This is a genomic window from Mesorhizobium sp. M7A.F.Ca.ET.027.03.2.1, from assembly GCF_003999175.1.
Classification (GTDB): Bacteria; Pseudomonadota; Alphaproteobacteria; order Rhizobiales; family Rhizobiaceae; genus Mesorhizobium.
In genome coordinates, this window is record NZ_RZOM01000010.1 from 1 (window position 1) to 21,429 (window position 21,429).

General features: G+C 61.7%; 24 protein-coding genes. 18 read left to right on the forward strand and 6 right to left on the reverse strand.

Going from position 1 to position 21,429, the window contains the following annotated elements; translation table 11 throughout:
• From EN750_RS40300 to EN750_RS40305, 3 genes are all read right to left on the reverse strand, one after another.
• On the reverse strand, window positions 1-150 hold a 150-nt coding region (locus EN750_RS40300; protein WP_245482555.1), incomplete at its 3' end, for a DUF6513 domain-containing protein.
• Window positions 143-694 carry a flavoprotein gene (locus tag EN750_RS01105; RefSeq protein ID WP_127395365.1) on the reverse strand — a complete coding sequence of 184 codons (552 nt, stop codon included), beginning with the start codon at window positions 692-694 and terminating at the stop codon, window positions 143-145. The genes EN750_RS40300 and EN750_RS01105, both read right to left, overlap by 8 nt.
• A gap of 3 nt (window positions 695-697) precedes the next feature.
• A complete protein-coding gene (locus EN750_RS40305; protein ID WP_127395366.1) occupies window positions 698-2,527 on the reverse strand; it encodes a (5-formylfuran-3-yl)methyl phosphate synthase in 1,830 nt (609 codons plus the stop codon).
• A gap of 250 nt (window positions 2,528-2,777) precedes the next feature.
• Between EN750_RS40305 and EN750_RS01120 the strand changes: the two genes are divergently transcribed.
• The 6 genes from EN750_RS01120 to EN750_RS01145 are packed head-to-tail and all read left to right on the forward strand — an operon-like array spanning window position 2,778 to window position 7,819.
• Entirely contained in the window at window positions 2,778-4,007 is a 1,230-nt protein-coding gene (locus tag EN750_RS01120; protein WP_127395367.1) for an ABC transporter substrate-binding protein, read from the forward strand.
• Window positions 4,008-4,028: 21 nt separating this feature from the next.
• The gene (locus EN750_RS01125; RefSeq protein WP_127268107.1) at window positions 4,029-5,000 is read left to right on the forward strand and encodes a YVTN family beta-propeller repeat protein; all 972 of its coding nucleotides are present in this window, start codon (window positions 4,029-4,031) and stop codon (window positions 4,998-5,000) included.
• A gap of 29 nt (window positions 5,001-5,029) precedes the next feature.
• Entirely contained in the window at window positions 5,030-5,473 is a 444-nt protein-coding gene (locus EN750_RS01130; protein ID WP_127269840.1) for a hypothetical protein, read from the forward strand.
• Window positions 5,474-5,529: 56 nt separating this feature from the next.
• A complete protein-coding gene (locus EN750_RS01135) occupies window positions 5,530-6,318 on the forward strand; it encodes an ATP-binding cassette domain-containing protein (protein ID WP_127395368.1) in 789 nt (262 codons plus the stop codon).
• Window positions 6,319-6,353: 35 nt separating this feature from the next.
• Window positions 6,354-7,190: an ABC transporter permease gene (locus EN750_RS01140; RefSeq protein ID WP_050580490.1), complete on the forward strand. Its 837-nt coding sequence runs from the start codon at window positions 6,354-6,356 to the stop codon at window positions 7,188-7,190.
• The gene (locus EN750_RS01145) at window positions 7,190-7,819 is read left to right on the forward strand and encodes a hypothetical protein (protein WP_127379872.1); all 630 of its coding nucleotides are present in this window, start codon (window positions 7,190-7,192) and stop codon (window positions 7,817-7,819) included. Before EN750_RS01140 ends, EN750_RS01145 begins: the two co-directional genes overlap by 1 nt.
• 16 nt (window positions 7,820-7,835) lie before the next feature.
• Here the strand turns inward: EN750_RS01145 and EN750_RS41425 are convergent, their stop codons facing one another.
• Together EN750_RS41425 and EN750_RS01155 are read right to left on the reverse strand one after the other, a co-directional pair.
• A complete protein-coding gene (locus tag EN750_RS41425) occupies window positions 7,836-7,967 on the reverse strand; it encodes a hypothetical protein (protein WP_281035283.1) in 132 nt (43 codons plus the stop codon).
• A 267-nt stretch (window positions 7,968-8,234) separates the two neighbouring features.
• The gene (locus EN750_RS01155; protein ID WP_127395370.1) at window positions 8,235-9,173 is read right to left on the reverse strand and encodes a LysR family transcriptional regulator; all 939 of its coding nucleotides are present in this window, start codon (window positions 9,171-9,173) and stop codon (window positions 8,235-8,237) included.
• 124 nt (window positions 9,174-9,297) lie between these two features.
• On the opposite strand from EN750_RS01155, the gene EN750_RS01160 reads away from it, so the two are divergent.
• The 10 genes from EN750_RS01160 to gph are packed head-to-tail and all read left to right on the forward strand — an operon-like array spanning window position 9,298 to window position 19,276.
• Window positions 9,298-10,344 carry a class 1 fructose-bisphosphatase gene (locus EN750_RS01160; RefSeq protein WP_127395371.1) on the forward strand — a complete coding sequence of 349 codons (1,047 nt, stop codon included), beginning with the start codon at window positions 9,298-9,300 and terminating at the stop codon, window positions 10,342-10,344.
• Between the two features lie 8 nt (window positions 10,345-10,352).
• The gene (locus tag EN750_RS01165; RefSeq protein WP_127395372.1) at window positions 10,353-11,225 is read left to right on the forward strand and encodes a phosphoribulokinase; all 873 of its coding nucleotides are present in this window, start codon (window positions 10,353-10,355) and stop codon (window positions 11,223-11,225) included.
• A gap of 10 nt (window positions 11,226-11,235) precedes the next feature.
• The gene (gene tkt, locus EN750_RS01170) at window positions 11,236-13,248 is read left to right on the forward strand and encodes a transketolase (RefSeq protein ID WP_127395373.1); all 2,013 of its coding nucleotides are present in this window, start codon (window positions 11,236-11,238) and stop codon (window positions 13,246-13,248) included.
• Between the two features lie 11 nt (window positions 13,249-13,259).
• On the forward strand, window positions 13,260-14,339 hold the full coding sequence (gene fba, locus EN750_RS01175; RefSeq protein ID WP_127395374.1) for a class II fructose-bisphosphate aldolase: 1,080 nt from the start codon (window positions 13,260-13,262) through the stop codon (window positions 14,337-14,339).
• 21 nt (window positions 14,340-14,360) lie between these two features.
• On the forward strand, window positions 14,361-15,854 hold the full coding sequence (locus tag EN750_RS01180) for a ribulose-bisphosphate carboxylase large subunit (RefSeq protein WP_127395375.1): 1,494 nt from the start codon (window positions 14,361-14,363) through the stop codon (window positions 15,852-15,854).
• An 18-nt stretch (window positions 15,855-15,872) separates the two neighbouring features.
• The gene (locus EN750_RS01185) at window positions 15,873-16,307 is read left to right on the forward strand and encodes a ribulose bisphosphate carboxylase small subunit (protein WP_013532057.1); all 435 of its coding nucleotides are present in this window, start codon (window positions 15,873-15,875) and stop codon (window positions 16,305-16,307) included.
• Between the two features lie 19 nt (window positions 16,308-16,326).
• Window positions 16,327-17,253, forward strand: a complete 927-nt coding sequence (gene cbbX / locus EN750_RS01190; RefSeq protein ID WP_245482554.1) for a CbbX protein — start codon at window positions 16,327-16,329, stop codon at window positions 17,251-17,253.
• A gap of 60 nt (window positions 17,254-17,313) precedes the next feature.
• The gene (gene rpe, locus EN750_RS01195) at window positions 17,314-18,000 is read left to right on the forward strand and encodes a ribulose-phosphate 3-epimerase (protein ID WP_127395377.1); all 687 of its coding nucleotides are present in this window, start codon (window positions 17,314-17,316) and stop codon (window positions 17,998-18,000) included.
• A gap of 20 nt (window positions 18,001-18,020) precedes the next feature.
• Window positions 18,021-18,578 (forward strand): thioredoxin family protein, encoded by a 558-nt coding sequence (locus tag EN750_RS01200; RefSeq protein ID WP_127395378.1) that lies wholly within the window; start codon window positions 18,021-18,023, stop codon window positions 18,576-18,578.
• Window positions 18,575-19,276, forward strand: a complete 702-nt coding sequence (gene gph, locus EN750_RS01205) for a phosphoglycolate phosphatase (protein ID WP_127395379.1) — start codon at window positions 18,575-18,577, stop codon at window positions 19,274-19,276. The genes EN750_RS01200 and gph overlap by 4 nt, the downstream gene beginning before the upstream one ends.
• 47 nt (window positions 19,277-19,323) lie before the next feature.
• Here the strand turns inward: gph and EN750_RS01210 are convergent, their stop codons facing one another.
• Window positions 19,324-19,704 carry a cytochrome c family protein gene (locus EN750_RS01210; protein WP_127395380.1) on the reverse strand — a complete coding sequence of 127 codons (381 nt, stop codon included), beginning with the start codon at window positions 19,702-19,704 and terminating at the stop codon, window positions 19,324-19,326.
• A 362-nt stretch (window positions 19,705-20,066) separates the two neighbouring features.
• Between EN750_RS01210 and EN750_RS01215 the strand changes: the two genes are divergently transcribed.
• Together EN750_RS01215 and EN750_RS01220 are read left to right on the forward strand one after the other, a co-directional pair.
• Window positions 20,067-20,276: a hypothetical protein gene (locus EN750_RS01215; protein ID WP_127395381.1), complete on the forward strand. Its 210-nt coding sequence runs from the start codon at window positions 20,067-20,069 to the stop codon at window positions 20,274-20,276.
• 33 nt (window positions 20,277-20,309) lie between these two features.
• Window positions 20,310-21,296 (forward strand): ABC transporter substrate-binding protein, encoded by a 987-nt coding sequence (locus EN750_RS01220; RefSeq protein ID WP_127395382.1) that lies wholly within the window; start codon window positions 20,310-20,312, stop codon window positions 21,294-21,296.
• The last annotated feature ends 133 nt before the right edge of the window (window positions 21,297-21,429 follow it).

The window sequence follows — 21,429 nt, forward strand, 5'->3', positions numbered from 1 at the left end:
CTTCACAATGTCCTCGCTCATCAGCGCGGCGACCTTGACGCCGACGTCGACGATTTCCCACGCGAATGCGGTTCTGCCCAGCCCGGCCAGCAGCCGTTCCAGCCGCGCCTTGGCCAGATGGCCGGTAAGAAAAACCAGCCGCTCAGCCATCGCTTGCGAGTTCGGCCCGGCGCCGTGTGAGCGAGGCTTCGAGATCAGCGAGCGATTCGACCACCTGGGTCCGCTCGAAACTCTTCAACTGCTTGGTATTTTCCAGGTCGATCCTGCGCGGATAGACCTTGACCAGCCCGTGCGGTGCCTGGGTCTCGAGTTCCGGCGCGGTGTCGCAAGCAAAGACGATGGCTGGCACACGGCACTTTCCGGCTTGGGCAAAGACATTGGTGGCGAGCGTGTCCGAAATGCCATGCACGCATTTGGCGACCGTGTTGGACGTGGCCGGCGCCACCACGACCGTGTGATAGACACCGTGGTAGAATTCGCCGACAGGGATCGCACTCGCGGTCTTGTCGTGCAGCACGCGCGTCGTCTCCGGGAAATCAAGATTAAGCTTGTACATGCGCAGCACTTCGTTGGCGGCCTTCGACACGAAGACATCGCAATGTTCGAGTTGGCGAACAAGTGCGAAGCTCTCCGTAAAGAAATGCCCGGAACCCGTCAAAACCCATGCCCAGCGCGGCACATGCAGCTTCACCATCGGCTATCCCGCCTTCTTTGCCGACGACCCTGTTGAAGCCACGATCCTGGTGCCGGGCAGCTTGCCCAACGCGAGCATCGCGCCGGCCTCGGCAGCATCCTTCGGACCGGCGAGATGGAAATCGACGCCGTCGGGCAGCATGGCGGCAAAGCCGGGGTCGACAATGCCTCGGGTCCTCAGGCTGTCAGCGGTATCGCCATCGAAGAATGCACCGGTCTGCTTGATAAGCAACAGCGCGTTTGCGCCAAGCTTGCCGGCAAGCCAGGCGGCCAGAGAATCGGAGGTAATGTCCCACGAGGCCGGAACATCCAGCGCCGGCAGTGCCAGTGACGACGGCAGCCACACCGGAACCTTGCCCGCCTCCAACGCTCGCCCGATCTCGTCCAGCGACCGTGCCGGCGTCAGCCTTTCGTCCCGGTCGAGGATGACATGGCCGAACTGCTCCATGGCCAGGATCGCCATGGCATGCGCGGCGGTGTCGGAAAAATCCATGCGTGTCTGCGTCTCGCGCACATGATCGGCAAAGAGCCCGCCGCCGGGCACGATGACGATCGGCAGCCTGGAACCCGCCAGCGCTGCGATCCAGCTCTTCATCTCCGCCGCATGGGCCGTGCTGCCGCCAAGCTTGACGATGGCCCGTCGGAGCATTTCGGGGCGTTCCTGGCGCGGCCGGAAAACAACGCTCCGGTCTTTTCGGCCAGCAGTGCCGGAGGCAGCGCCGCGTCCCGCCGATTGGCGCTTGCGTTCGATCTCGACGCCGACACCGCCAGGGCCGAGCTCGAGCTTCTCCACCCTTACCGTGACACGCACGACACGCTGGTTCTCCAGGACGTGCGCTGCCACCTGCTCGGCCAAAGCCTCGCTGAGCTGGATATGTCCCCGCGCGACGATGGTGCGAATGCCGTCCATGATGATGTCATAAGAGAACACATGGCGCATGTCCTCGGGATGGTCGGTGATTTGCAGCACGTCGGCGGCCACATCAAAGCGCACTTTTTGAGTATGGCCATGCTCGAAGCTGTAGGCACCGATCTGGACCGGCAGAACAAAATCCCGCACAAAAATCCTGTCCGTGCCCAATGTCGGGTCGGTGTCCGGCGAATAGCCTCTCGCCGCCAACAGGCGATAGTCGATACTCGATTGATCGCCGGTCCCGGATTCCGCCGGGATCAACTCGCGAATCTGCGAGACCGCCTCGGCGCTGATCGAACTCGTGCGACCGGAATGGCCACACAGCGCCCCCCGAAAGCCGAGAAAATCGGGAGCGAAAGGCAATAGGCGCGGAATATCCGGAGCTTCCAGCGATCCACTCAGGCCGACCATCAGACCGAGCGATTTCGTTCGGTCGACGAATCCCGGAATACGCTCCGGCGGCAGATGATCGAGCAGCCGGCCCTTCCCCTTTTGCGCGGTATCGACCATCACGCCATGGAAGCGATGCCTGGCGAATATCGGCAGAAGCTCGAAGTCCGGCGCCAGATCGGCAAACAGCACGGCAATCAGCTTCGTTCGTGCGGCGAGCGGTTCGAGCGCCTGTGCGCAGGCAGAGATATTCGCCGAAGGAAAAAATCCGATCTTCACATAGTCGACGCCGGTCGCCGCGATCTCTTCGGCCTTGATGCGGATCGTTTCGGGCTCCATCGGCAGGTCGCCGCAGACCGCGCTGACCGGAGCCCGACCAGCGATGAACGAAATCGTTCGGCGCATGGTTTCCGTGGACACCGCGCCCAGAGCTCCCGCCTTCGGGTCCTTCAGGTCGACGATGTCGACACCTCCAGAAAGAGCGATCTCCGCCTCTTCGATGCCGGTGACGCTTGCCAGCATTCTGGTCATTTGAACAGTTTCTCCAGTTTGGAGGACAAGACGTTTTTATAGAGGCAGTCGATCCCCCTGCGCCACGTCTCGCCGGTGTTGCCATGCGAATCGACGCCGGCGACCTTCCGCACCGTTCTGGCAGGCGCGAAAAGTCTTCCGATAGGGTTTGATAAATTTTGCGGGTCGGCTAAGTTGATCATGGGCACCTTGACTTGGCGCGGGTCCGGCAACCGTCGAACCTTTGCGCAAGAATGGGTAATTACTATCGATGACGAGCGCGGTGCCAGGCACTCTCGCTGCCTTTTTGTGCTTTTTTTCCCTGACCGTCAACGTTTCCGACGCGACAGGCCAGGAAACGGTGGCGAAGCCGGAAAAAAAGACAACCGAAATCAAGATAGGCTATTTGCGGGCCTACGCACCGCAATTGACGCTTTCCATGCTCGACCTGCCGCCACGTGACCAAGGTGTCGCCGGCGCCGAGGTGGCGATCGGCGATAACAATACGACCGGAAAGTTCACCAACCAGAAATTCCGCCTCGACGTGACCGAGATCAAGCCCGACGGCGACGCGGTTCAGGCATTCGAAGGCATGATCGCCAAGGGCGACCGCTATGTGGTCGCCGATCTTTCAGCCAAACAATTGCTGTCGATCGCCGACATCGCCCGCGACAAAGGCGTGCTGATCTTCAACGTCGGCGCCACCGACGACAGCCTTCGCGAGGAGGACTGCCGCGTCAACGTTTTCCATGTCGCGCCGACGCGCAGCATGCTGGCCGATGCGCTGGCGCAGTATCTCATGGTGAAGAAGTGGCCGAATTGGGTGCTGCTGTATGGGTCGCATGAGCAGGATCGTCTCTACGCCGATGCGTTGCGCCGCGCGGCAACCCGCTTCGGCGGCCAGATCGTCGCCGAGAAGGAATTCAAGGATACCGGCACAGCCAGGCGCACCGACACCGGCGCCACGCAGATACAGCAGCAGATTTCCGTGTTCACGCAAGATCTCCCGGAGCATGACGTGGTGCTTGTCGCGGACGAAAGCGAGGTTTTCGGGACATACGTGCCCTATCGCACCTGGACGCCGCGGCTGGTCGCCGGCACGGCCGGTCTGGTTGCATCGTCATGGCATCCCGCCAGCGAACAATGGGGCGGCATCCAGATGCAGAGCCGCTTCTTGAAGACGGCGAGCCGGCGGATGCTTTCAAAGGACATGTCGGCCTGGACGGCGGTGCGTGCCGTCGGCGAGGCCACCACGCGCACCAAGGGCGACGATGCGAAAAAGATCAGCGACTACATGCGCTCGGACGACTTTTCGGTTGCTGCTTTCAAGGGGCAGAAGCTGACCTTCCGCAAATGGAACCTCCAGCTTCGCCAGCCGATCTTGCTTGGCGATACCAAGTCCGTCGTCTCGACATCGCCACAAGAGGGCTATCTTCACCAAGTCTCCGAACTCGACACGCTCGGTGTCGATCAGCCGGAAACGAAATGCGCTCTCAAGTAGAGTCAATCGGGAGGAATTTGCGTGCAGAAACGAGCTTGCGCATTCGCCATTCTCGCGGCCGGCCTGACGGCCAGTCCGGCATCGGCCTATACGGCCTACGTTTCCAACGAGAAGGACAACACGATGACCGTCGTCGACACGGCGACGATGCAGGTGGTGAAGACAGTTGAAGTCGGCCAGAGACCGCGCGGCATCACCATCTCGCATGACGGCAAGTTCGTCTACCTATGCGCCAGCGATGACGATACGGTCCAGATCATCGATACCGCGACGCTTGAAATCGTCGGTACGCTGCCATCCGGCCCCGATCCCGAATTGTTCGTGCTCTCGCCAGACGGCAAGACGCTTTATGTCGCCAATGAGGACGATAATCTCGTCACCGCCATCGACGTCGAAAGCAAGCAGGTCCTGGCCGAGATTCCGGTCGGCGTGGAACCGGAAGGCATGGGTGTCAGCCCCGATGGCAAGACCATGGTCAACACCTCGGAAACCACCAGCATGGCGCATTTCATCGACACCAGCACGCATGAGGTGACCGACAACGTGCTGGTCGACACGCGCCCGCGCTTCGCCGACTTCAAGCCCGACGGCTCGCAGGTCTGGGTCAGCGCCGAGGTCGGTGGCACTGTCAGCGTCATCGACAACGCCAAACGCGAAGTGGTGAAGAAGATCCAGTTCGCGATTCAGGGACTGCGGGCCGAAACCATCCAGCCGGTAGGCATCGCCATCACCGCCGATGGTAAGAAAGCCTATGTCGCGCTCGGCCCGGCGAACCATGTCGCGGTGATCAATACCGACACCTACGAGGTGGAGAAATACATCCTCGTCGGCCAGCGTGTCTGGCATCTGGCCTTCACGCCCGACCAGAAAACGCTGATCACCACGAATGGCAATTCCAACGATATCACCTTCATCGACACGGCCACCGACGAGCCGGTCCAATCGCTCACCGTGGGCCAGCAGCCCTGGGGTGTGGTCATTTCGCCCAAATAGCAGACATTGATCATCGGGAGGCTCAAGACATGAAACTTTTCCGCAGGTTTTTCTTCGCCGCGCTCGCCGGATTCGTCCTTGCTCCGACCGGAGCAAGCGCCGACGACGCAACACCAAAACCGTCGCGTGCCAGCAAGAACCTGCCGGAACTGATTATTGGTTCGGCCGATTCCACTTACGCCGTCAATCAGAAGGATTTCGAGCTGATCGCCGGCCAGGGCTATCGCTGGAAGATCACCTCCAAGGGCGGTTTCGAATACAAGTTCGTCACCGACCTCTTCCGCAATGTCTGGATGGACCAGATCGTCATCAACGATTTGGAAGTGCATATGGACGGCGGACCAGCCTGGCTGGAATTCGACGACGCGGGAACGATCCAGGTGCAGTTCCATACCGTTCGCCCGGGCGAATATACCTGGTCGGTTCCCGACCTTGCCGACAAGGGACTGAAGGGCAAGATTACGATCAAGTGAGACAAAAGGCGATCAAGGCGCCAGATAGCCAACGCGTCCTGAAGGAGCGGCCCGGCATGCAGCATATGAGGACAAGCGGTCCGGGAGAAGAGGTGGCGGCGCTCGATGTCGGTGCCGTCAGCCATTCCTATGGCCAGAAGCGGGCGCTCAACGACGTCTCCTTCTCGATCGCGCCGGCGACTTTCACCGTTCTGCTCGGCCTCAACGGGGCCGGCAAGACAACGCTGTTCTCACTGATAAGCCACCTCTACGACACGCGTCACGGATCGATCCGCATCTTCGGCCATGACATTCGCCGCGCATCCGGCGAAGCACTCAGACGCGTCGGCATCGTGTTCCAGGCACGCACGCTCGACCTCGACCTCAGCGTCTACCAGAATCTCTCATACCACGCCTCGCTGCATGGCATTGGCGGACGCGACGCTCGCCAGCGCATTGCCGCGCTGCTTGAAGCGGTCGACATGCAGGGCCGCCAGCATGACAAGGCACGCAGCCTCTCCGGCGGTCAGATGCGGCGCATCGAAATCGCCCGGGCGCTGTTGCACCGCCCTTCCCTGCTCCTGCTTGACGAGGCGACCGTAGGCCTCGACATCGAGTCTCGCGCGGGCATCCTCGCCACCATCCGCAAGCTCGTCCAAGCCGAGGGCATCGGCGTGCTCTGGGCCACGCATCTGATCGACGAAGTCGAAGACGCCGACCATGTCGTCATACTGCGGCGGGGTGATCTGGTCGCGAGCGGCAAGGTGTCGGATGTGACCCGTGCGAACGGTGGAAATTCGATTCGCGAAACCTTTTCGAAGCTCAGCCGCGTCGATACGGCGGGCATGGTGGAGACGTCGCCATGAGCGCTCCTGCGATGCCTGGAAAGGTCGCCAGCATCATGCCAGTGCGGTCTGAGCCATTCGGCCTGCGCCACTATCTCATTTGCCTGAAAGGCGTCGTCCTGCGCGAGTGCCTGCGCTTCCTGCACCAGCGCGAACGCTTCATTTCCTCGCTGGTCCGGCCGCTCGTCTGGCTGTTCATCTTCGCCGCCGGCTTTCGCCAGGTGCTCGGCGTGTCGATCATCCCACCCTACAAGACCTATGTGCTCTACGAGGTCTATATCACGCCGGGCCTTTGCGGCATGATCCTGCTGTTTTCCGGCATGCAGTCTTCGCTGTCGATGGTCTACGACCGCGAGATGGGCAATATGCGCATCCTGCTGGTCAGCCCGTTTCCGCGCTGGTTCCTGCTGGTGTCGAAGATGCTCGCCGGCGTGGCCGTATCGATCGTGCAGGTCTACGCGTTCCTGATCGTTGCCTGGTTGTGGGGCGTCAAAGCGCCGCCACTCGGCTACCTCTATGTGCTGCCGGCGCTGTTCCTGTCGGGCATGATGCTTTGCGCTCTCGGCATGCTCTTGTCTTCGCTGATCAAGCAGCTCGAAAACTTCGCCGGCATCATGAACTTCGTCATCTTTCCCGGCTATTTCGCGTCTCCGGCGCTGTATCCCTTGTGGCGCATCCAGGAGGCGAGCCCGCTGCTCTACAAAATCTGCCTCTGCAACCCGTTCACCTATGCCGTCGAACTGATCCGCTTTGCTTTCTACGGGCAGATCGAGTGGCTGTCGCTGGGCGTCGTGGCCGGCTGCACGCTGCTGTTTCTGGGCGGCGCCATCATCGCATACGACCCTTCGCGCGGTTTGGTGATCCGCAAGCAGGACATGGGAGGAAACGCCTGATGGCGCGAATGAGACTTGTTCACACTCTCGTTGTGGTCGCCACGCTTGGCTCGATGGGAGGCGCCGGCGCGGCAAACACCGATCCCGACTGGCCTTGCATACAGCGTAAGGTGCCACGGCTCTCGCTTGGCCAGATCTGGAATGGGCCGGAGCTTCCCGCGACCGCGAAAGATTGGGCGAAGGATGCCCGTGTGTCGGCGCTTGTCGAGGCGGTGGCGGCCCGGCGGACGCCGATTGCCGAAGCCCAGAAAGAGATCAAGGATTTCGCGACTTCCCTGCCGGCCGAGCAGGTCGCACCAAAAATGACGATGCTGGTGCAGGGAATGTTCGACCATATGGACGCCGAGCGTTCGCACGTGATCTCCGGCATCTCCCGCTATGCGCACAAACAGCTCGAAATGGCGGCACAGTTGCGCAAGGAAGCATCCGAAGTCGACGCGCTGCGCGCCAAGGCCGATGCGGATCCGGACGAAGTCGAACGGCGAACCGACCAGCTGAATTTCGCGACGCGAATTTTCACCGAACGGGTCCAGTCGCTGACTTATGTCTGCGATGTGCCCACGATAATCGAGCAGCGGCTTTACCAGTTGTCGAAGACCGTCTCGGAAACGCTCGTCGTGAAGAAATAGACCTGGGCCGCCAGTCTCATGACCCCCTGCCAGGCAGCACACGCCAGCGCTGCACGAAATAACCGGGATGCGTCTCGATCCACCGAGCCACCAGCGGCTGCGCCTGCATGAAGGCAGTCCCGGGATTCATGGCCAGACCGTCTACCATTTGTTCGCGTTGTTCGCAGGTCCGCGGTACATCCGTCAGGCAGACCATCATAACGAGTGTGTAAAGCATTACCCCTTTTCCCCATCGAATTCCCGAACCCTACCCGGGAGATTTCCGAACAGTCTGCAGGGGTTGCACATACAGATCGCTTACGGGTGTGAAAGGACGTGGCCCCCGCTCTTTCGCACTGCAACATAACATATCGCTTATATAACACCAACGATCGCGGGCGTTCTCCACCGGACTTTCCGTCGCGTTCGTGCAATGTCATCCCGCCTTGTCTGGATACAGCTTTCCGAAAAGGGGCAGGTACATCGCGCCCTTGCGCATCAGGAAATCGTTGAACGTGGCCATGGCCGGCGAGATTGCGTGATCGGTTCGCATCACTGAGAACCATTGCCGGCGGATCGGCATGCCGACAACGTCGAGGATGACAAGCCGGCCTGCTTCGGTTTCCGCAGCGATGGTGTGGGCAGAGATGAAGGCGATGCCCAGGCCGGCCATCACCGCCTGCTTGATCGTTTCGTTCGACGCCATCTCGACACCGAGATCGTCGATGCGGCCAGGCACGTCGCTCAGGAATATTTCCAACGAGATGCGGGTTCCGGAGCCGGGCTCGCGAATAAGGAAATGCTCCTCCGCGATCCGCTCCTTGGAGATATCGCGCGCCGCGACCAACGGATGGTCGGGCGGCGCGATGATGACCAGCGGGTGATCGCCGAAGACCGAAGCACGCACCGGAACCTCTTTCGCCGGACGCCCCATCAGCGCGATATCGATGTCGTGGTTCCTGAGGTTGTCGATCGTCTGGGCACGGTTGCCGATGGCAAGCCGCATGTCGATGCCGGGATGGTCCTTCATGAACGCAGCCATCAGCCGCGGCGCGAAATATTTGGCGGTGGAAACGACACCGAGCCTCAAGCTGCCGGTGCGTACGCCCTTGATGGCATCCATCTTGTCTCCGAGCAAACCGAGATGCTCCTCGATAGCCTGCCCCGTCTCGAAGAAAGCCAGACCTGCGGCAGTGGGACGCATGCCGTCCGATGTTCGGTCGAACAGAGCCAGCTGGAATTCTTCCTCCACTTGCCGCAACTGGATTGTCAGCGCTGGAGGAGACAGACCTAACATCTTGGCCGCGCTGACAATTTTGCCGCACTTGATGATTGCCTGGACGGTTTTGAAATGCTTGAGCGTGAGGTTCCTCATGCGGCATACTAAATTATCTTTATTGGCTCGGTAAAGTTATTGAATTTTACTTATCTGGCCACGTTTGTTTCCATTCCTCCAGTCCAGCCGCTCCGAGGAGATGCGGCCGGACCGGGAGGTTACGATGCCAGCGGCAACGCTCGACGCTTTTCTGAACTCCTATCTCGGCCAGCCTGACGAATTCCGCTCGGCAGTTGTGACGACCGTCCGTCAGTTGACACAGGCCGCCATCAAGGTCCGCAACACCATCAACCAAGGGGTGCTCGGCGCCGCCTTTGCCGAAACCCGTGGCGCCAATGCCGATGGCGACGTTCAGAAGGATCTCGACGTCTTCTCCGACGACATCTTCCTCGACTCCATGCGCCGTGCGCCGGTCGCGCTTTACGCCTCCGAGGAGCTGGAGCAGCCGGTCCTGCTCGACAGGCAAGCGCCACTGGCCATCGCGATCGACCCTCTCGACGGCTCCTCCAACATCGACACCAACGTGTCGATCGGAACGATCTTCTCGCTCCTGACCGCAACTGGCGCGCCGGACGCTGATCCGGCCGCCTCTTTCTTGCAGGCGGGCGTGAACCAGCTAGGCGCCGGTTTCTTCATCTATGGGCCGCAGCTGGCACTCGTCCTGTCGCTCGGCAGCGGCACGCATGTCTTCGTCTTCTCGACAAGGCTCGGCACCTTCGTCCAGGCCTATGAAAGCCGGATCATCCCGCAACGCACTCAGGAATTCGCCATCAACGCCGCCAACTACCGACACTGGGACGAGGCCGTGCGGCTCTATGTCGACGACTGCCTGGAGGGCACCGAAGGACCGCGCGAGAAGGATTTCAACATGCGCTGGATCGCCTCTCTGGTCGCCGACTGTTACCGCATATTGATGCGCGGCGGCGTTTTTCTCTACCCCGGCGATCGACGCAAGGGCTATGGTCAGGGACGGCTGCGCCTCGTCTACGAGGCCAACCCGATCGCCTATCTCATAGAACAGGCTGGTGGTGCCGCCACCGACGCGATAACCCGCATCCTGGAAATCGAACCCGAGAGCCTGCATCAGCGCGTGCCGATGATCTTCGGGTCGGCGCGGGAAGTCGCGCGCATCACCCGCTACCACACAGAGCCTAGCAACATCGGTGAGCGTGCGCCGCTGTTCAGCCGCCGCGGCCTGTTCAGAGCCTGAGCAGCACCATGTCAGCCAAGCACCCCATCATCACCATCACCGGGTCGTCGGGCGCCGGCACGACCTCGGTCAAGCGCATCTTCGATCTGATTTTCCGGCGCGAGAACATCGAGGCCGCTTTCATCGAAGGCGACGCCTTCCACCGCTACGATCGCGCGGCGATGAAGGCAAAGGTGGCCGAGGAGGAAAAGGCCGGCAACCCGAACTTCACCCATTTCAATGCCGCGGCCAACGAACTCGGAATTCTCGAAGAGGTGTTCGCGGAATATGGCCGCCGCGGAACGGGCAAGACCCGCACCTATATTCATGATGAGGAAGAGGAAAAGCAGCACGGCACGCCACCGGGAACCTTTACCGAATGGCGCGAATTCGCTCCCAGCGACCTGCTCTTCTACGAGGGGCTGCACGGCTGTGTCGTCACCGACACGATCAATTTGGCCAAGCATGCGGATCTCAAGATCGGCGTCGTGCCGGTCATCAATCTCGAATGGATCCAGAAGATCCATCGCGACCGTTCGACACGCGGCTATTCCACCGAGGCGGTGATGGACGTGATCCTGCGCCGGATGCCCGACTATGTCCGCAACATCGTCCCGCAATTCTCGCAGACCGCCATCAACTTCCAGCGCGTGCCGATCGTCGACACGTCCAACCCGTTCATCGCGCGCTGGATCCCGACGCCCGACGAATCGATGCTGGTTATCCGCTTCGCCAATCCGCGGGGCATCGATTTTCCGTATCTGCTGTCGATGATCCACGACTCGTTCATGTCGCGGCCAAATTCCATTGTGGTGCCAGGCAACAAGCTCGATCTTGCCATGCAGTTGATCCTGACGCCGCTCATCCTGCAATTGATTGAACGCAAGAGCCGTGTGTCGTGAGGAGGATGCAATGACCAGCCAAACAGCACTGAAGCCCGTCACCACAACCGCTCCCGTCTCGGAGCGCGACATGGCGAACGCCATTCGCGCGCTGGCGATGGACAGCGTTCAAAAGGCGAATTCGGGTCACCCTGGCATGCCGATGGGCATGGCCGACGTCGCAACGGTGCTGTTCAACCGCTTCATCAATATCGATCCGTCGAGGCCGGACTGGCCCGACCGTGACCGTTTCGTGCTTTCAGCCGGCCACGGCTCGATGCTGCAATACGCACTGCATCATCTGCTCGGCTATGAAGACATGCAGATCGAGGAATTGCAGCGATTTCGGCAGTTGGGCAGCCGCACCGCCGGACATCCGGAATACGGCCATGCGCTTGGCGTGGAGACCACCACCGGACCGCTCGGACAGGGCATTTCCACGGCGGTCGGCATGGCGCTGGCGGAACGTATGCTTGCCGCCCGCTACGGTGCCGATCTGGTCGATCATCATACCTATGTCATTGCGGGCGACGGCTGCCTTCAGGAGGGCATCAGTCACGAGGCGATAGACCTCGCTGGTCACCTGAAGCTTTCCCGCCTGATTGTTTTCTGGGACGACAATGCGATTTCCATTGACGGGCCGACCTCCCTCTCCACGTCGATGGACCAGCCGGCGCGCTTCAAGGCCGCCGGCTGGGATGTCCAAAGCGTCGCCGGCCACGACATGGAGGCAGTCGCCGCGGCAATCGAGGCGGCGCGGCGGTCGGATCGGCCATCGCTGATTGCCTGCCGCACAGTGATCGGCATGGGTGCCCCCAATCTCGGCGGTTCGGAAAAGACGCACGGCGCACCGCTGGGTGAAGCAGAGATCGCCGCGACACGCGAAAACATCGGCTGGGCCCACGCACCGTTCGATGTGCCGGATGATATCCTTTTCACCTGGCGCGAGATTGCCGGTCGCGGCGAAGCGATGCGGCGCGCCTGGGAGCAGCGGCTTGCCGCCTCGCCGCGGCGCGAGGCCTTCGAGAGCGCCGTCGCCGCCGAACTGCCCGACACGGTCTTCGAAGCGCTCGACGCCTTTCGTCGCGAACATGTCGAGAAGGCAACCAAGGTGGCGACGCGAAAAGCCTCCGAAATGGCGCTGAAGGCCATCAATGGCGCAACGGAGTTGACCGTCGGCGGCTCGGCCGATCTGACGCATTCGAATCTGACGATCACCAAGGGCATGAACCGCATTGCACCGGGTGACTATGCCGGCCGCTACATTCACTACGGCATTCGCGAGCACGGCATGGCGGCCGCCATGAACGGCATCGCGCTGCATGGAGGTTTCGTGCCCTATGGCGGTACGTTCCTGTGCTTCGCCGATTATGCGCGCGGCGCGATGCGGCTCTCGGCGCTCATGGGCCAGCGCGTCATCTATGTGATGACACACGATTCCATCGGCCTCGGCGAGGACGGCCCGACGCACCAGCCGGTCGAGCACCTTGCGATGCTGCGTGCCACGCCTAATCTCAACGTCTTCCGCCCGGCGGATGTCATCGAAACGGCGGAGTGCTGGGAACTCGCGCTAAAGAGCAAGGATCGGCCGAGCGTCCTGGTGCTGTCGCGCCAGAACCTGCCGATGCTGCGTCGGTCGCACAGCGACGAGAACCGCTCCTGCCAGGGCGCTTACATCCTGCGGGAGCCGGCAAGGCACCGCGCCGTCACCCTGATCGCCACCGGCTCGGAGGTCGAGATCGCGGTTGCTGCCGCCGAAAGGCTGGAGACCGAGCATGGCGTCGCCGCCGCCGTCGTGTCGATGCCGTGCTGGGAGCTTTTCGAGGAGCAGGAAAGCGCCACCCGCAAGGCCGTCCTCGGCTCGGCGCCGCGCGTCGCGGTCGAAGCGGCAGCCCGGCTGGGTTGGGACCGCTGGATCGGCGAGACCGGTGCTTTCGTCGGCATGACCGGCTTCGGCGCCAGCGCCCCTGCCCCCGACCTCTACCGACATTTCAACATAACGTCCGAAGCGGTAGCTGCAGCGGCGCTGAAGCTCATCATCTAGGAGGATTCACAATGGCTCGCATCACCCTTCGCCAGCTTCTCGACCATGCCGCCGAGCACGGCTACGGCGTACCGGCATTCAACATCAACAACATGGAACAGGGCCTCGCCATCATGGAAGCGGCCAAGGCCTGCGACGCGCCTGTCATCATCCAGGCTTCGCGTGGCGCCCGATCCTATGCCAACGACATCATGCTGGCCAAGATGATGGAGGCGCTGACCGAAATCCACCCGACCATCCCGCTATGCATCCATCAAGACCACGGCAACAGCGAGGCCACCTGCCTTTCGGCGATCCGCCACGGCTTCACCTCGGTGATGATGGACGGATCCTTGATGGCGGACGCCAAGACGCCGGCCAGCTACGACTACAACGTCGCCATAACCGAACGCGTCGCACGCATGGCGCATTGGGTCGGCGCTTCCGTCGAAGGCGAACTGGGTGTGCTCGGCTCGCTGGAAACCGGTCAAAGCGAGGCAGAGGATGGCCACGGCGCCGAAGGCGCGCTTTCCCACGACCAGTTGTTGACCGATCCCGACCAGGCGGTCGACTTTGTGACCGCAACCCAGGTCGACGCGCTGGCGATCGCCTGCGGCACCTCGCACGGCGCCTACAAATTCACCCGCAAGCCGGACGGCGACATCCTGGCCATGCAGGTGATCGAGGCGATCCACGAAAAGCTGCCCAACACGCATCTGGTCATGCACGGCTCTTCCTCGGTGCCGCAGGAACTGCAGGACATCATCAACAGATACGGCGGCGAGATGCCCCAGACCTTTGGCGTTCCGGTCGAGGAGATCGAGCGCGGCATCCGCTACGGCGTGCGCAAGGTCAACATCGACACCGATTGCCGCATGGCCATGGCCGGGCAGTTCCGCCGCGTCGCGACGGAAGACCCGCGCGAGTTCGATCCCCGTAAATTCCTGAAGCCAGCCATGGATGCCTTGCGCGACCTTTGCCGGGACCGGTTCGAGCGTTTCGGCACGGCGTCCAACGCCTCGAAGATCAAGGTCATCGCCATGGACGAGATGGCGAAACGTTACGCCGCGGGAAAACTCGATCCCCATATCGCAATCGCGAAAGCCGCCTGAGCAACAAACAGGAGACCTGTCATGAACAAGATCGACATACTGCCAGCGGGGACGCTCAAGGAAGGCAAGGAACGCTACAAGTCAGGGGTCATCCCCTACAAGAAGATGGGTTACTGGGAGCCGGACTACAGGCCCAAGGAGACCGATCTGATCGCCATGTTCCGGATCACGCCGCAGCCGGGCGTCGACCACGAGGAGGCGGCCGCGGCCATCGCCGGCGAATCCTCCACCGCGACGTGGACCGTGGTGTGGACCGACCGACTGACGGCTTGCGAGCTCTATCGCGCCAAGGCGTTCAGATCCGAGCCGGTGCCGAACACCGGTCCCGGAACCAAGACCGAGCAACAGTACTTCGCCTACATCGCCTACGACCTCGACCTGTTCGAGCCGGGCTCGATCGCCAATTTGACCGCATCGATCATCGGCAATGTGTTCGGCTTCAAGGCAGTCAAGGCGCTGCGGCTGGAAGACATGCGTATCCCGGTGGCGTACCTCAAAACCTTCCAGGGGCCGGCGACAGGCATCGTGGTGGAGCGTGAGCGGCTCGACAAGTTCGGCCGGCCGCTGCTCGGCGCGACGACGAAGCCGAAGCTCGGCCTGTCGGGCCGCAATTACGGCCGCGTCGTTTACGAAGCGCTGAAGGGGGGCCTCGACTTCGTCAAGGACGACGAGAATATCAACTCGCAGCCCTTCATGCACTGGCGCGACCGCTTCCTCTACTGCATGGAGGCCGTGAACAAGGCGTCGGCTGCCACCGGCGAGGTCAAGGGCCATTATCTCAACGTCACCGCCGGCACGATGGAGGAGATGTACGAGCGCGCCGAATTCGCCAAGCAGCTTGGTTCCTGCATCGTCATGATCGACCTCGTCATCGGCTACACGGCGATCCAGTCGATGGCCAAGTGGGCACGCCGCAACGACATGATCCTGCACCTGCACCGTGCCGGCAACTCGACCTATTCGCGCCAGAAGAACCACGGCATGAATTTCCGCGTCATCTGCAAATGGATGCGCATGGCCGGCGTCGACCACATCCATGCCGGCACGGTGGTCGGCAAGCTGGAAGGCGACCCGCTCATGATCAAGGGATTTTATGACACGCTGCGCGAGGAGCGCACGCCGCAGAACCTCGAAACCGGGCTGTTCTTCGATCAGGAATGGGCCTCGCTCAACAAGGTGATGCCCGTCGCCTCGGGCGGCATCCATGCCGGCCAGATGCACCAGTTGATCCACTATCTCGGCGAGGACGTCATCCTGCAGTTCGGCGGCGGCACAATCGGCCATCCGGACGGCATCCAGGCAGGCGCGACGGCCAATCGCGTCGCCTTGGAAGCGATGATCCTGGCCCGCAACGAGGGGCGCGATTATTTGCGCGAAGGGACCAAGATCCTCGAACAGGCGGCCAGATGGTGCACGCCGCTGAAGGCTGCCCTGGAGACCTGGAAGGACGTCACCTTCAACTACGAATCGACCGACACGGTCGACTTCGTGCCAACAGCAACGCCCAGCTTCTAGACGAAAGGAACCATCGTCATGATGACCAATCCGGGAAACAAGGTCACACAGGGGCAGTTCTCGTTCCTGCCCGATCTGACCGACGAACAGATTTCGGCGCAGATCAAATACGCGCTGAAGAACCATTGGGCGGTCAGCGTCGAGTACACGGACGATCCGCATCCGCGAAATACCTATTGGGAAATGTACGGCAACCCGATGTTCGACTTGAAAGATCCGGCGGGCATACTGCTCGAGGTCAACGCTTGCCGGAAAGCCTGTCCGAACATGTATGTGCGGGTAACCGCCTTCGATTCGACCAAGGGCTGGGAAGCCCCGCGCATGTCGTTCATTGTCAACCGGCCGCCCAGCGAACCCGGCTTCCGGCTGCTGCGCCAGGAGCGCGACGGCCGCAGCCAGGGTTATTCGATCGTGCCTTATGCGACCGACAGGCCCGAGGGCGAGCGGAGCTAGCTGAACCATGCTGAACGCGATGACCAAGGACGCTGCCGCACAGGACGCGACGGTTGATCTGCAGGCCGAGTTCGAGGCGTCCAACATCGACGAGGTCATGGACAAGCTCGACCGTGAACTCGTTGGCCTGAAGCCGGTCAAGACCCGCATCCGCGAGATCGCCGCTCTCCTCCTGGTCGACCGGCTTCGCCGCAAGTTCGGGCTGACCTCGGGCGCCCCGACGCTGCACATGAACTTTACGGGAAATCCCGGCACCGGAAAGACCACCGTGGCGCTGAGGATGGCCGAAATCCTGCATCGTCTCGGCTATGTCCGCGAAGGCCACATGGTCGCCGTGACGCGCGACGATCTCGTCGGCCAGTATGTGGGCCACACCGCGCCCAAGACCCGCGAGGTGATCAAGCGTGCCATGGGCGGCGTGCTTTTCATCGACGAGGCCTACTATCTCTACAAGCCCGAGAACGAACGCGACTACGGCCAGGAATCGATCGAAATCCTGCTGCAGTGCATGGAGAACAACCGTGACGATCTGGTTGTGATCCTTGCCGGCTACAAGAACAAGATGGACCGCTTCTTCGACAGCAATCCCGGCATGCGTTCGCGCATCGCCCATCACCTCGATTTCCCCGACTATGGCGTCAGCGAACTGAAATCGATCGCCGAGATTATGCTCGCGGAGCAGAATTATCGCCTCAGCGAGGCGGCGTCCCGTGCGCTCGAAGAGTATCTTCCGATCCGTATGAGGCTGCCGCATTTCTCCAACGCGCGTTCGGTCCGCAATGGGCTCGACCGGGCACGGCTGCGGCAGGCCAACCGGCTTTTCGCATCGCGCAGCCAGGTGTTGACCAAAGCCGATCTTATCACCATCGAGGAATCCGACATTCGCGGCAGCCGCGTGTTCGCGGAAGGGAAACTCGAAGGCGAACCGGAGACGAAGATGCGCTGACGGGATGGAGCCGGCTGGCGCAGCGACCAACACCCGCAGACAGAATTGGAGACGACGACCATGGTCACCAGGACAATCATCGCACCCTCCGTGCTTTCCGCGGATTTCTCGCGGCTCGGCGACGAGGTCGAAGCTGTCGTGCGGGCGGGTGCCGACTGGATCCATCTCGACGTGATGGACGGCCATTTCGTGCCCAACATCACCTTCGGTCCGCCGGTGATCAAGGCGATCCGCGACCGAACGGACAAAATTTTCGACTGCCATCTGATGATCGCGCCGGCCGACCCCTATCTGGCCGCCTTCGCCGACGCCGGCTGCGACATCATCACGGTGCACGCCGAGGCCGGGCCGCATCTCGATCGTTCCCTGCAGGCGATCAAAAATCTCGGCAAGAAGGCCGGCGTATCGCTGAATCCTTCGACGCCGGAGAGCGCCATCGAATATGTGCTCGACAGGCTCGACCTGGTGCTTCTGATGACGGTCAATCCAGGCTTTGGCGGCCAGGCCTTCATTTCCGCGGTCATCGAGAAGATCAGGCGAATCAAGGCACTGGTTGGCCACCGCCCGATTGACATCGAAATCGATGGCGGCGTCACGGCCGAAACCGCCCCGCTGGTTGCCGCGGCCGGCGCCAATGTGCTGGTCGCCGGGTCGGCCGTGTTCAAGGGGGGCACCGAGGCAGCCTATCGCGCCAACATTGGAGCCATCCGACAGACGGCCGACGGTGCGATCCGGAAAGCCGCATAACCATTCCATCGGAGGCAAGCATGGCGGCCGTCCCCCCTGTGTGCGATTTCGGCTGGCGCGCCATCGATGCCGTTTTGCCTGGCGTCGACGGCAGGTCGCATTCGATCTTCAGCCAGGCCGGCCCGAACGGCCTGGTCGTGGCCTTCATCTGCAATCACTGCCCTTATGTGAAGGCGGTGATTTCACGTATCGTGTGCGATGCCAACGATCTTAAGGCCGAAGGTATCGGCTTTGTCGCGATCAACTCAAACGATGCCGACACCTACCCGGAGGATTCCTTCGACCAAATGAAGCTCTTCGCCACGACGAACGGCTTTAGCTTCCCTTACCTGCACGACCACCGCCAAACTGTGGCGCGCGATTACGCAGCCGTGTGCACTCCCGATTTCTTCGGGTTCAACAGCGAGTTGGGACTGCAATATCGCGGTCGGCTGGACGCCTCGCGACGAGAAGCCGGAGCGCCCGGGCTGAGACGCGACCTGTTCGAGGCGATGAAGCAGGTTGCCCGAACCGGCGACGGGCCGCTGGACCAGATCGCCTCGATCGGCTGCTCGATCAAGTGGAAGGATGCCGCATGAACGTCGGTGCAGGTAGGCCGCTTCGATCGCCGAAGGCGATCCTGTTCGATCTCGACGGCACGCTGGTCGACTCGGCACCGGACATAGCGGCCGCCGTCAACGAACTGCTGGCCAGTCGCGGTCTGCCGCCGCTGCGCCTGGATCAGGTCACGGCCATGATCGGCGGCGGCGTCAGGAAATTGATCGAGCGAGCCTTCGCGGCGTCGGGAGCGCCACTGCTCGGCAACGCTCTCGATGAGGCCAACCGCGTCATGGCGCCTATCTACCGCCGGCATCTGACCGGCCTGACAAGGCTGATGCCTGGAGTCAGGGAGGCTCTCACCCACTTTCATTTGGGCGGAGTAAGCATGGGGGTGGCAACCAACAAACCGCAGTTGGCGACCCGCGAAATCCTGCTTCATTTCGGATTGACGGAATATTTCGGCGCAATCGTTGGCGGAGACGCGGTGACATTCCTGAAACCGGCGCCCGATGCCCTGCTGCTGGCGTTGGCACAGCTTGGGGTCGACCCCGGTGACGCGCTGCTGGTCGGAGACAGTGGCGCCGACCTGGGTGCCGCACGCGCCGCCGGCATGCCCGTCATTCTGTTGCGCGGCGGCTACAGCCACATTCCGGTGGAAGAGCTTGGCGCCGACCTCGTTTGCGACAGCCTTTTCGATCTGCCTTCGGCCATGCAGAGGCTGCAAGCCGATGCGTGATCAAGGCGTCCGCCGGCCGAACGCAAATTCGAACGGCCGGCTGCGCTCTATTTCGAGAATTGCTTCAGATAGGCAATGACATTGGCGATGTCTTCGTCCTGCTTCAGGCCGACAAACGCCATCTTTGTTCCTTTGACCATGGCCTTGGGATCGTGAAGATAGGTCTTCAGCGTGGGTTCATCCCATTTGACGCCGGACTTGCCTGCCGCGACCATCGCCTGAGAATAGCTGAACCCCGGGTGCGTGCCGGCCGTTCGGCCGATGACGCCGTTCAACGACGGGCCGACCTTGTTCTTGTCCTGGTCGGCGGTATGGCAGACCTTGCATTTGGCGAAGACCTTCTCACCAGCCGCCGCATCCTGTGCCTGGGATTGGCTCGCGATGAAGGGCACAACGGACATGACTGCGAAAAATGCGATTGCGCGCATGGTATTTCCTCATTGATCGTCTGGGTGCCCTGGACGATTTGCGCATGCCGATCCTTTGATCCGTCGGTATGCGCCTTACGCGGTGGAGTGGAAATTCCGCTTCTCCCGTGAAGCCGCGCCGCGTGACTCGGAAGCTAATTGGCATGTTGTGAAAGTCAATCGTACAAAGGTTTAGGGGCCTGCGAGCTCAAGAGACCTGTCCATTCGTCTTTGTTGACGGCTATCGGGCGAGCGCGTAGCTTGACCTCATTCCGGTTTCTCCATTGGCACCTTGAGAAATCCGGCAAGTGGCGGTTTGTCCTGGCTCCTGGTTGGGCTGGACCCGCCGAGATGGGCGTTTGGGAACGCGCAAGAGGTGCTGAATGGACATGGTCGATCTCATATTGACGGTTTGCCTCGGCGCCAATCCGAGCAATTGCCGAGACGAGCATCTCTATTTCGAGAGCCGCGGCACTCTGTTCCAGTGCATGATCCTTGCCCCCAGCGAAATCGCGAAATGGTCTCAGGAACACCCGACCCTCAAGGTCATGCGCTGGAAATGCGCATTTCCGAGCAAGGAACGAGCCATCTGATTTGGCAGCGCGGAACCCTGGGGAGGAGGTGTCATGATGGTTTCACGGCGCATGACGCTGCGTCTGGCGGTTCTCGGGACAGCCGCTGTTCTTGCTACCAGGCCGGTCGTTGCGGCAGCCAGGATTCGCCTCGGTGTGCTGAAGTTTGGAACCGTGAGTTGGGAACTCGATACACTAAGGCAGCACAAATTCGATGCCGCCAACGGGATCGATCTGGAGATCATCGACTTCGCCGGCGAGGATGCAACCAACGTCGCGATGCTGGCTGGCGCGATCGACATGATCGTCTCCGACTGGCTGTGGGTCTCGCGCCAGCGCTCCGAAGGCGGCGACCTCACATTGACCCCCTATTCGACCTCCGTGGGGGCGATCATGGTGAAGGAGGATTCGCCGATCCGGACGGTCGCCGATCTCGAGGACAAGAAAATCGGCGTCGCCGGCGGCCCGCTCGACAAGAGTTGGCTGCTTATACAAGCGCTGACCAGGCGCGATCTCGGCGTCGACCTGTCGGCAACCAGCGACATCGTCTTTGGCGCGCCGCCGCTGATTTCGGAAAAGGCGATACAGGGCGAACTCGATGCGGTGCTGAATTTCTGGCATTTTTGCGCGCGTCTCGAGGCCAATGGCTTCCGTCGATTGATCGGCGTGAATGACGCGGCAAAAGCGCTTGGGGCTCTGGGACCCGTGTCGGCGCTCGGTTACGTCTTCCATGACCAATGGGCGAGCGAAAACCCCGATGCCGTCAGGGGTTTCGTGAGGGCGTCCGCGCAAGCCAAGGACTTGCTGGCCAGATCCGATGACGAATGGCTGCGCCTGGCTCCGATCATTCGCGCGGAAGGCAAGGAACTGGAAAAACTGCGCGATCGCTACCGCCAGGGCATTCCCAGACGGTCGGTCGCCGAGGAAGCGGCCGACGCCGGCAGGCTATACCATGTGCTGGCGGCGGTCGGCGGCGCGAAGCTTGTCGGCAGCGCGCCGGAAATGGCGCCCGGCACGTTCTGGCAGGATCCCGAGAAATGACCGCAACCGACGGCACGCGTGATGCCCCGCCGAGCATGTCCGGCCGACGCAGTCTGGCGACGGCACTCATGCCCGCGCTGACCGTAGCGGTCTCCCTGCTCGGGCTTTGCCTGCTGTGGAACCTTGCGGCAAG

Bases quoted from the DNA above. Each gene is read 5' to 3' on its own strand.
- EN750_RS01105 (WP_127395365.1), bottom strand. From the start codon at position 694: ATGGTGAAGCTGCATGTGCCGCGCTGGGCATGGGTTTTGACGGGTTCC.
- EN750_RS40305 (WP_127395366.1), bottom strand. From the start codon at position 2,527: ATGACCAGAATGCTGGCAAGCGTCACCGGCATCGAAGAGGCGGAGATC.
- EN750_RS01120 (WP_127395367.1), top strand. From the start codon at position 2,778: ATGACGAGCGCGGTGCCAGGCACTCTCGCTGCCTTTTTGTGCTTTTTT.
- EN750_RS01130 (WP_127269840.1), top strand. From the start codon at position 5,030: ATGAAACTTTTCCGCAGGTTTTTCTTCGCCGCGCTCGCCGGATTCGTC.
- EN750_RS01135 (WP_127395368.1), top strand. From the start codon at position 5,530: ATGCAGCATATGAGGACAAGCGGTCCGGGAGAAGAGGTGGCGGCGCTC.
- EN750_RS01140 (WP_050580490.1), top strand. From the start codon at position 6,354: ATGCCAGTGCGGTCTGAGCCATTCGGCCTGCGCCACTATCTCATTTGC.
- EN750_RS01145 (WP_127379872.1), top strand. From the start codon at position 7,190: ATGGCGCGAATGAGACTTGTTCACACTCTCGTTGTGGTCGCCACGCTT.
- EN750_RS41425 (WP_281035283.1), bottom strand. From the start codon at position 7,967: ATGGTAGACGGTCTGGCCATGAATCCCGGGACTGCCTTCATGCAGGCG.
- EN750_RS01155 (WP_127395370.1), bottom strand. From the start codon at position 9,173: ATGAGGAACCTCACGCTCAAGCATTTCAAAACCGTCCAGGCAATCATC.
- EN750_RS01160 (WP_127395371.1), top strand. From the start codon at position 9,298: ATGCCAGCGGCAACGCTCGACGCTTTTCTGAACTCCTATCTCGGCCAG.
- EN750_RS01165 (WP_127395372.1), top strand. From the start codon at position 10,353: ATGTCAGCCAAGCACCCCATCATCACCATCACCGGGTCGTCGGGCGCC.
- tkt (WP_127395373.1), top strand. From the start codon at position 11,236: ATGACCAGCCAAACAGCACTGAAGCCCGTCACCACAACCGCTCCCGTC.
- fba (WP_127395374.1), top strand. From the start codon at position 13,260: ATGGCTCGCATCACCCTTCGCCAGCTTCTCGACCATGCCGCCGAGCAC.
- EN750_RS01180 (WP_127395375.1), top strand. From the start codon at position 14,361: ATGAACAAGATCGACATACTGCCAGCGGGGACGCTCAAGGAAGGCAAG.
- EN750_RS01185 (WP_013532057.1), top strand. From the start codon at position 15,873: ATGATGACCAATCCGGGAAACAAGGTCACACAGGGGCAGTTCTCGTTC.
- cbbX (WP_245482554.1), top strand. From the start codon at position 16,327: ATGACCAAGGACGCTGCCGCACAGGACGCGACGGTTGATCTGCAGGCC.
- rpe (WP_127395377.1), top strand. From the start codon at position 17,314: ATGGTCACCAGGACAATCATCGCACCCTCCGTGCTTTCCGCGGATTTC.
- EN750_RS01200 (WP_127395378.1), top strand. From the start codon at position 18,021: ATGGCGGCCGTCCCCCCTGTGTGCGATTTCGGCTGGCGCGCCATCGAT.
- gph (WP_127395379.1), top strand. From the start codon at position 18,575: ATGAACGTCGGTGCAGGTAGGCCGCTTCGATCGCCGAAGGCGATCCTG.
- EN750_RS01210 (WP_127395380.1), bottom strand. From the start codon at position 19,704: ATGCGCGCAATCGCATTTTTCGCAGTCATGTCCGTTGTGCCCTTCATC.
- EN750_RS01215 (WP_127395381.1), top strand. From the start codon at position 20,067: ATGGACATGGTCGATCTCATATTGACGGTTTGCCTCGGCGCCAATCCG.
- EN750_RS01220 (WP_127395382.1), top strand. From the start codon at position 20,310: ATGATGGTTTCACGGCGCATGACGCTGCGTCTGGCGGTTCTCGGGACA.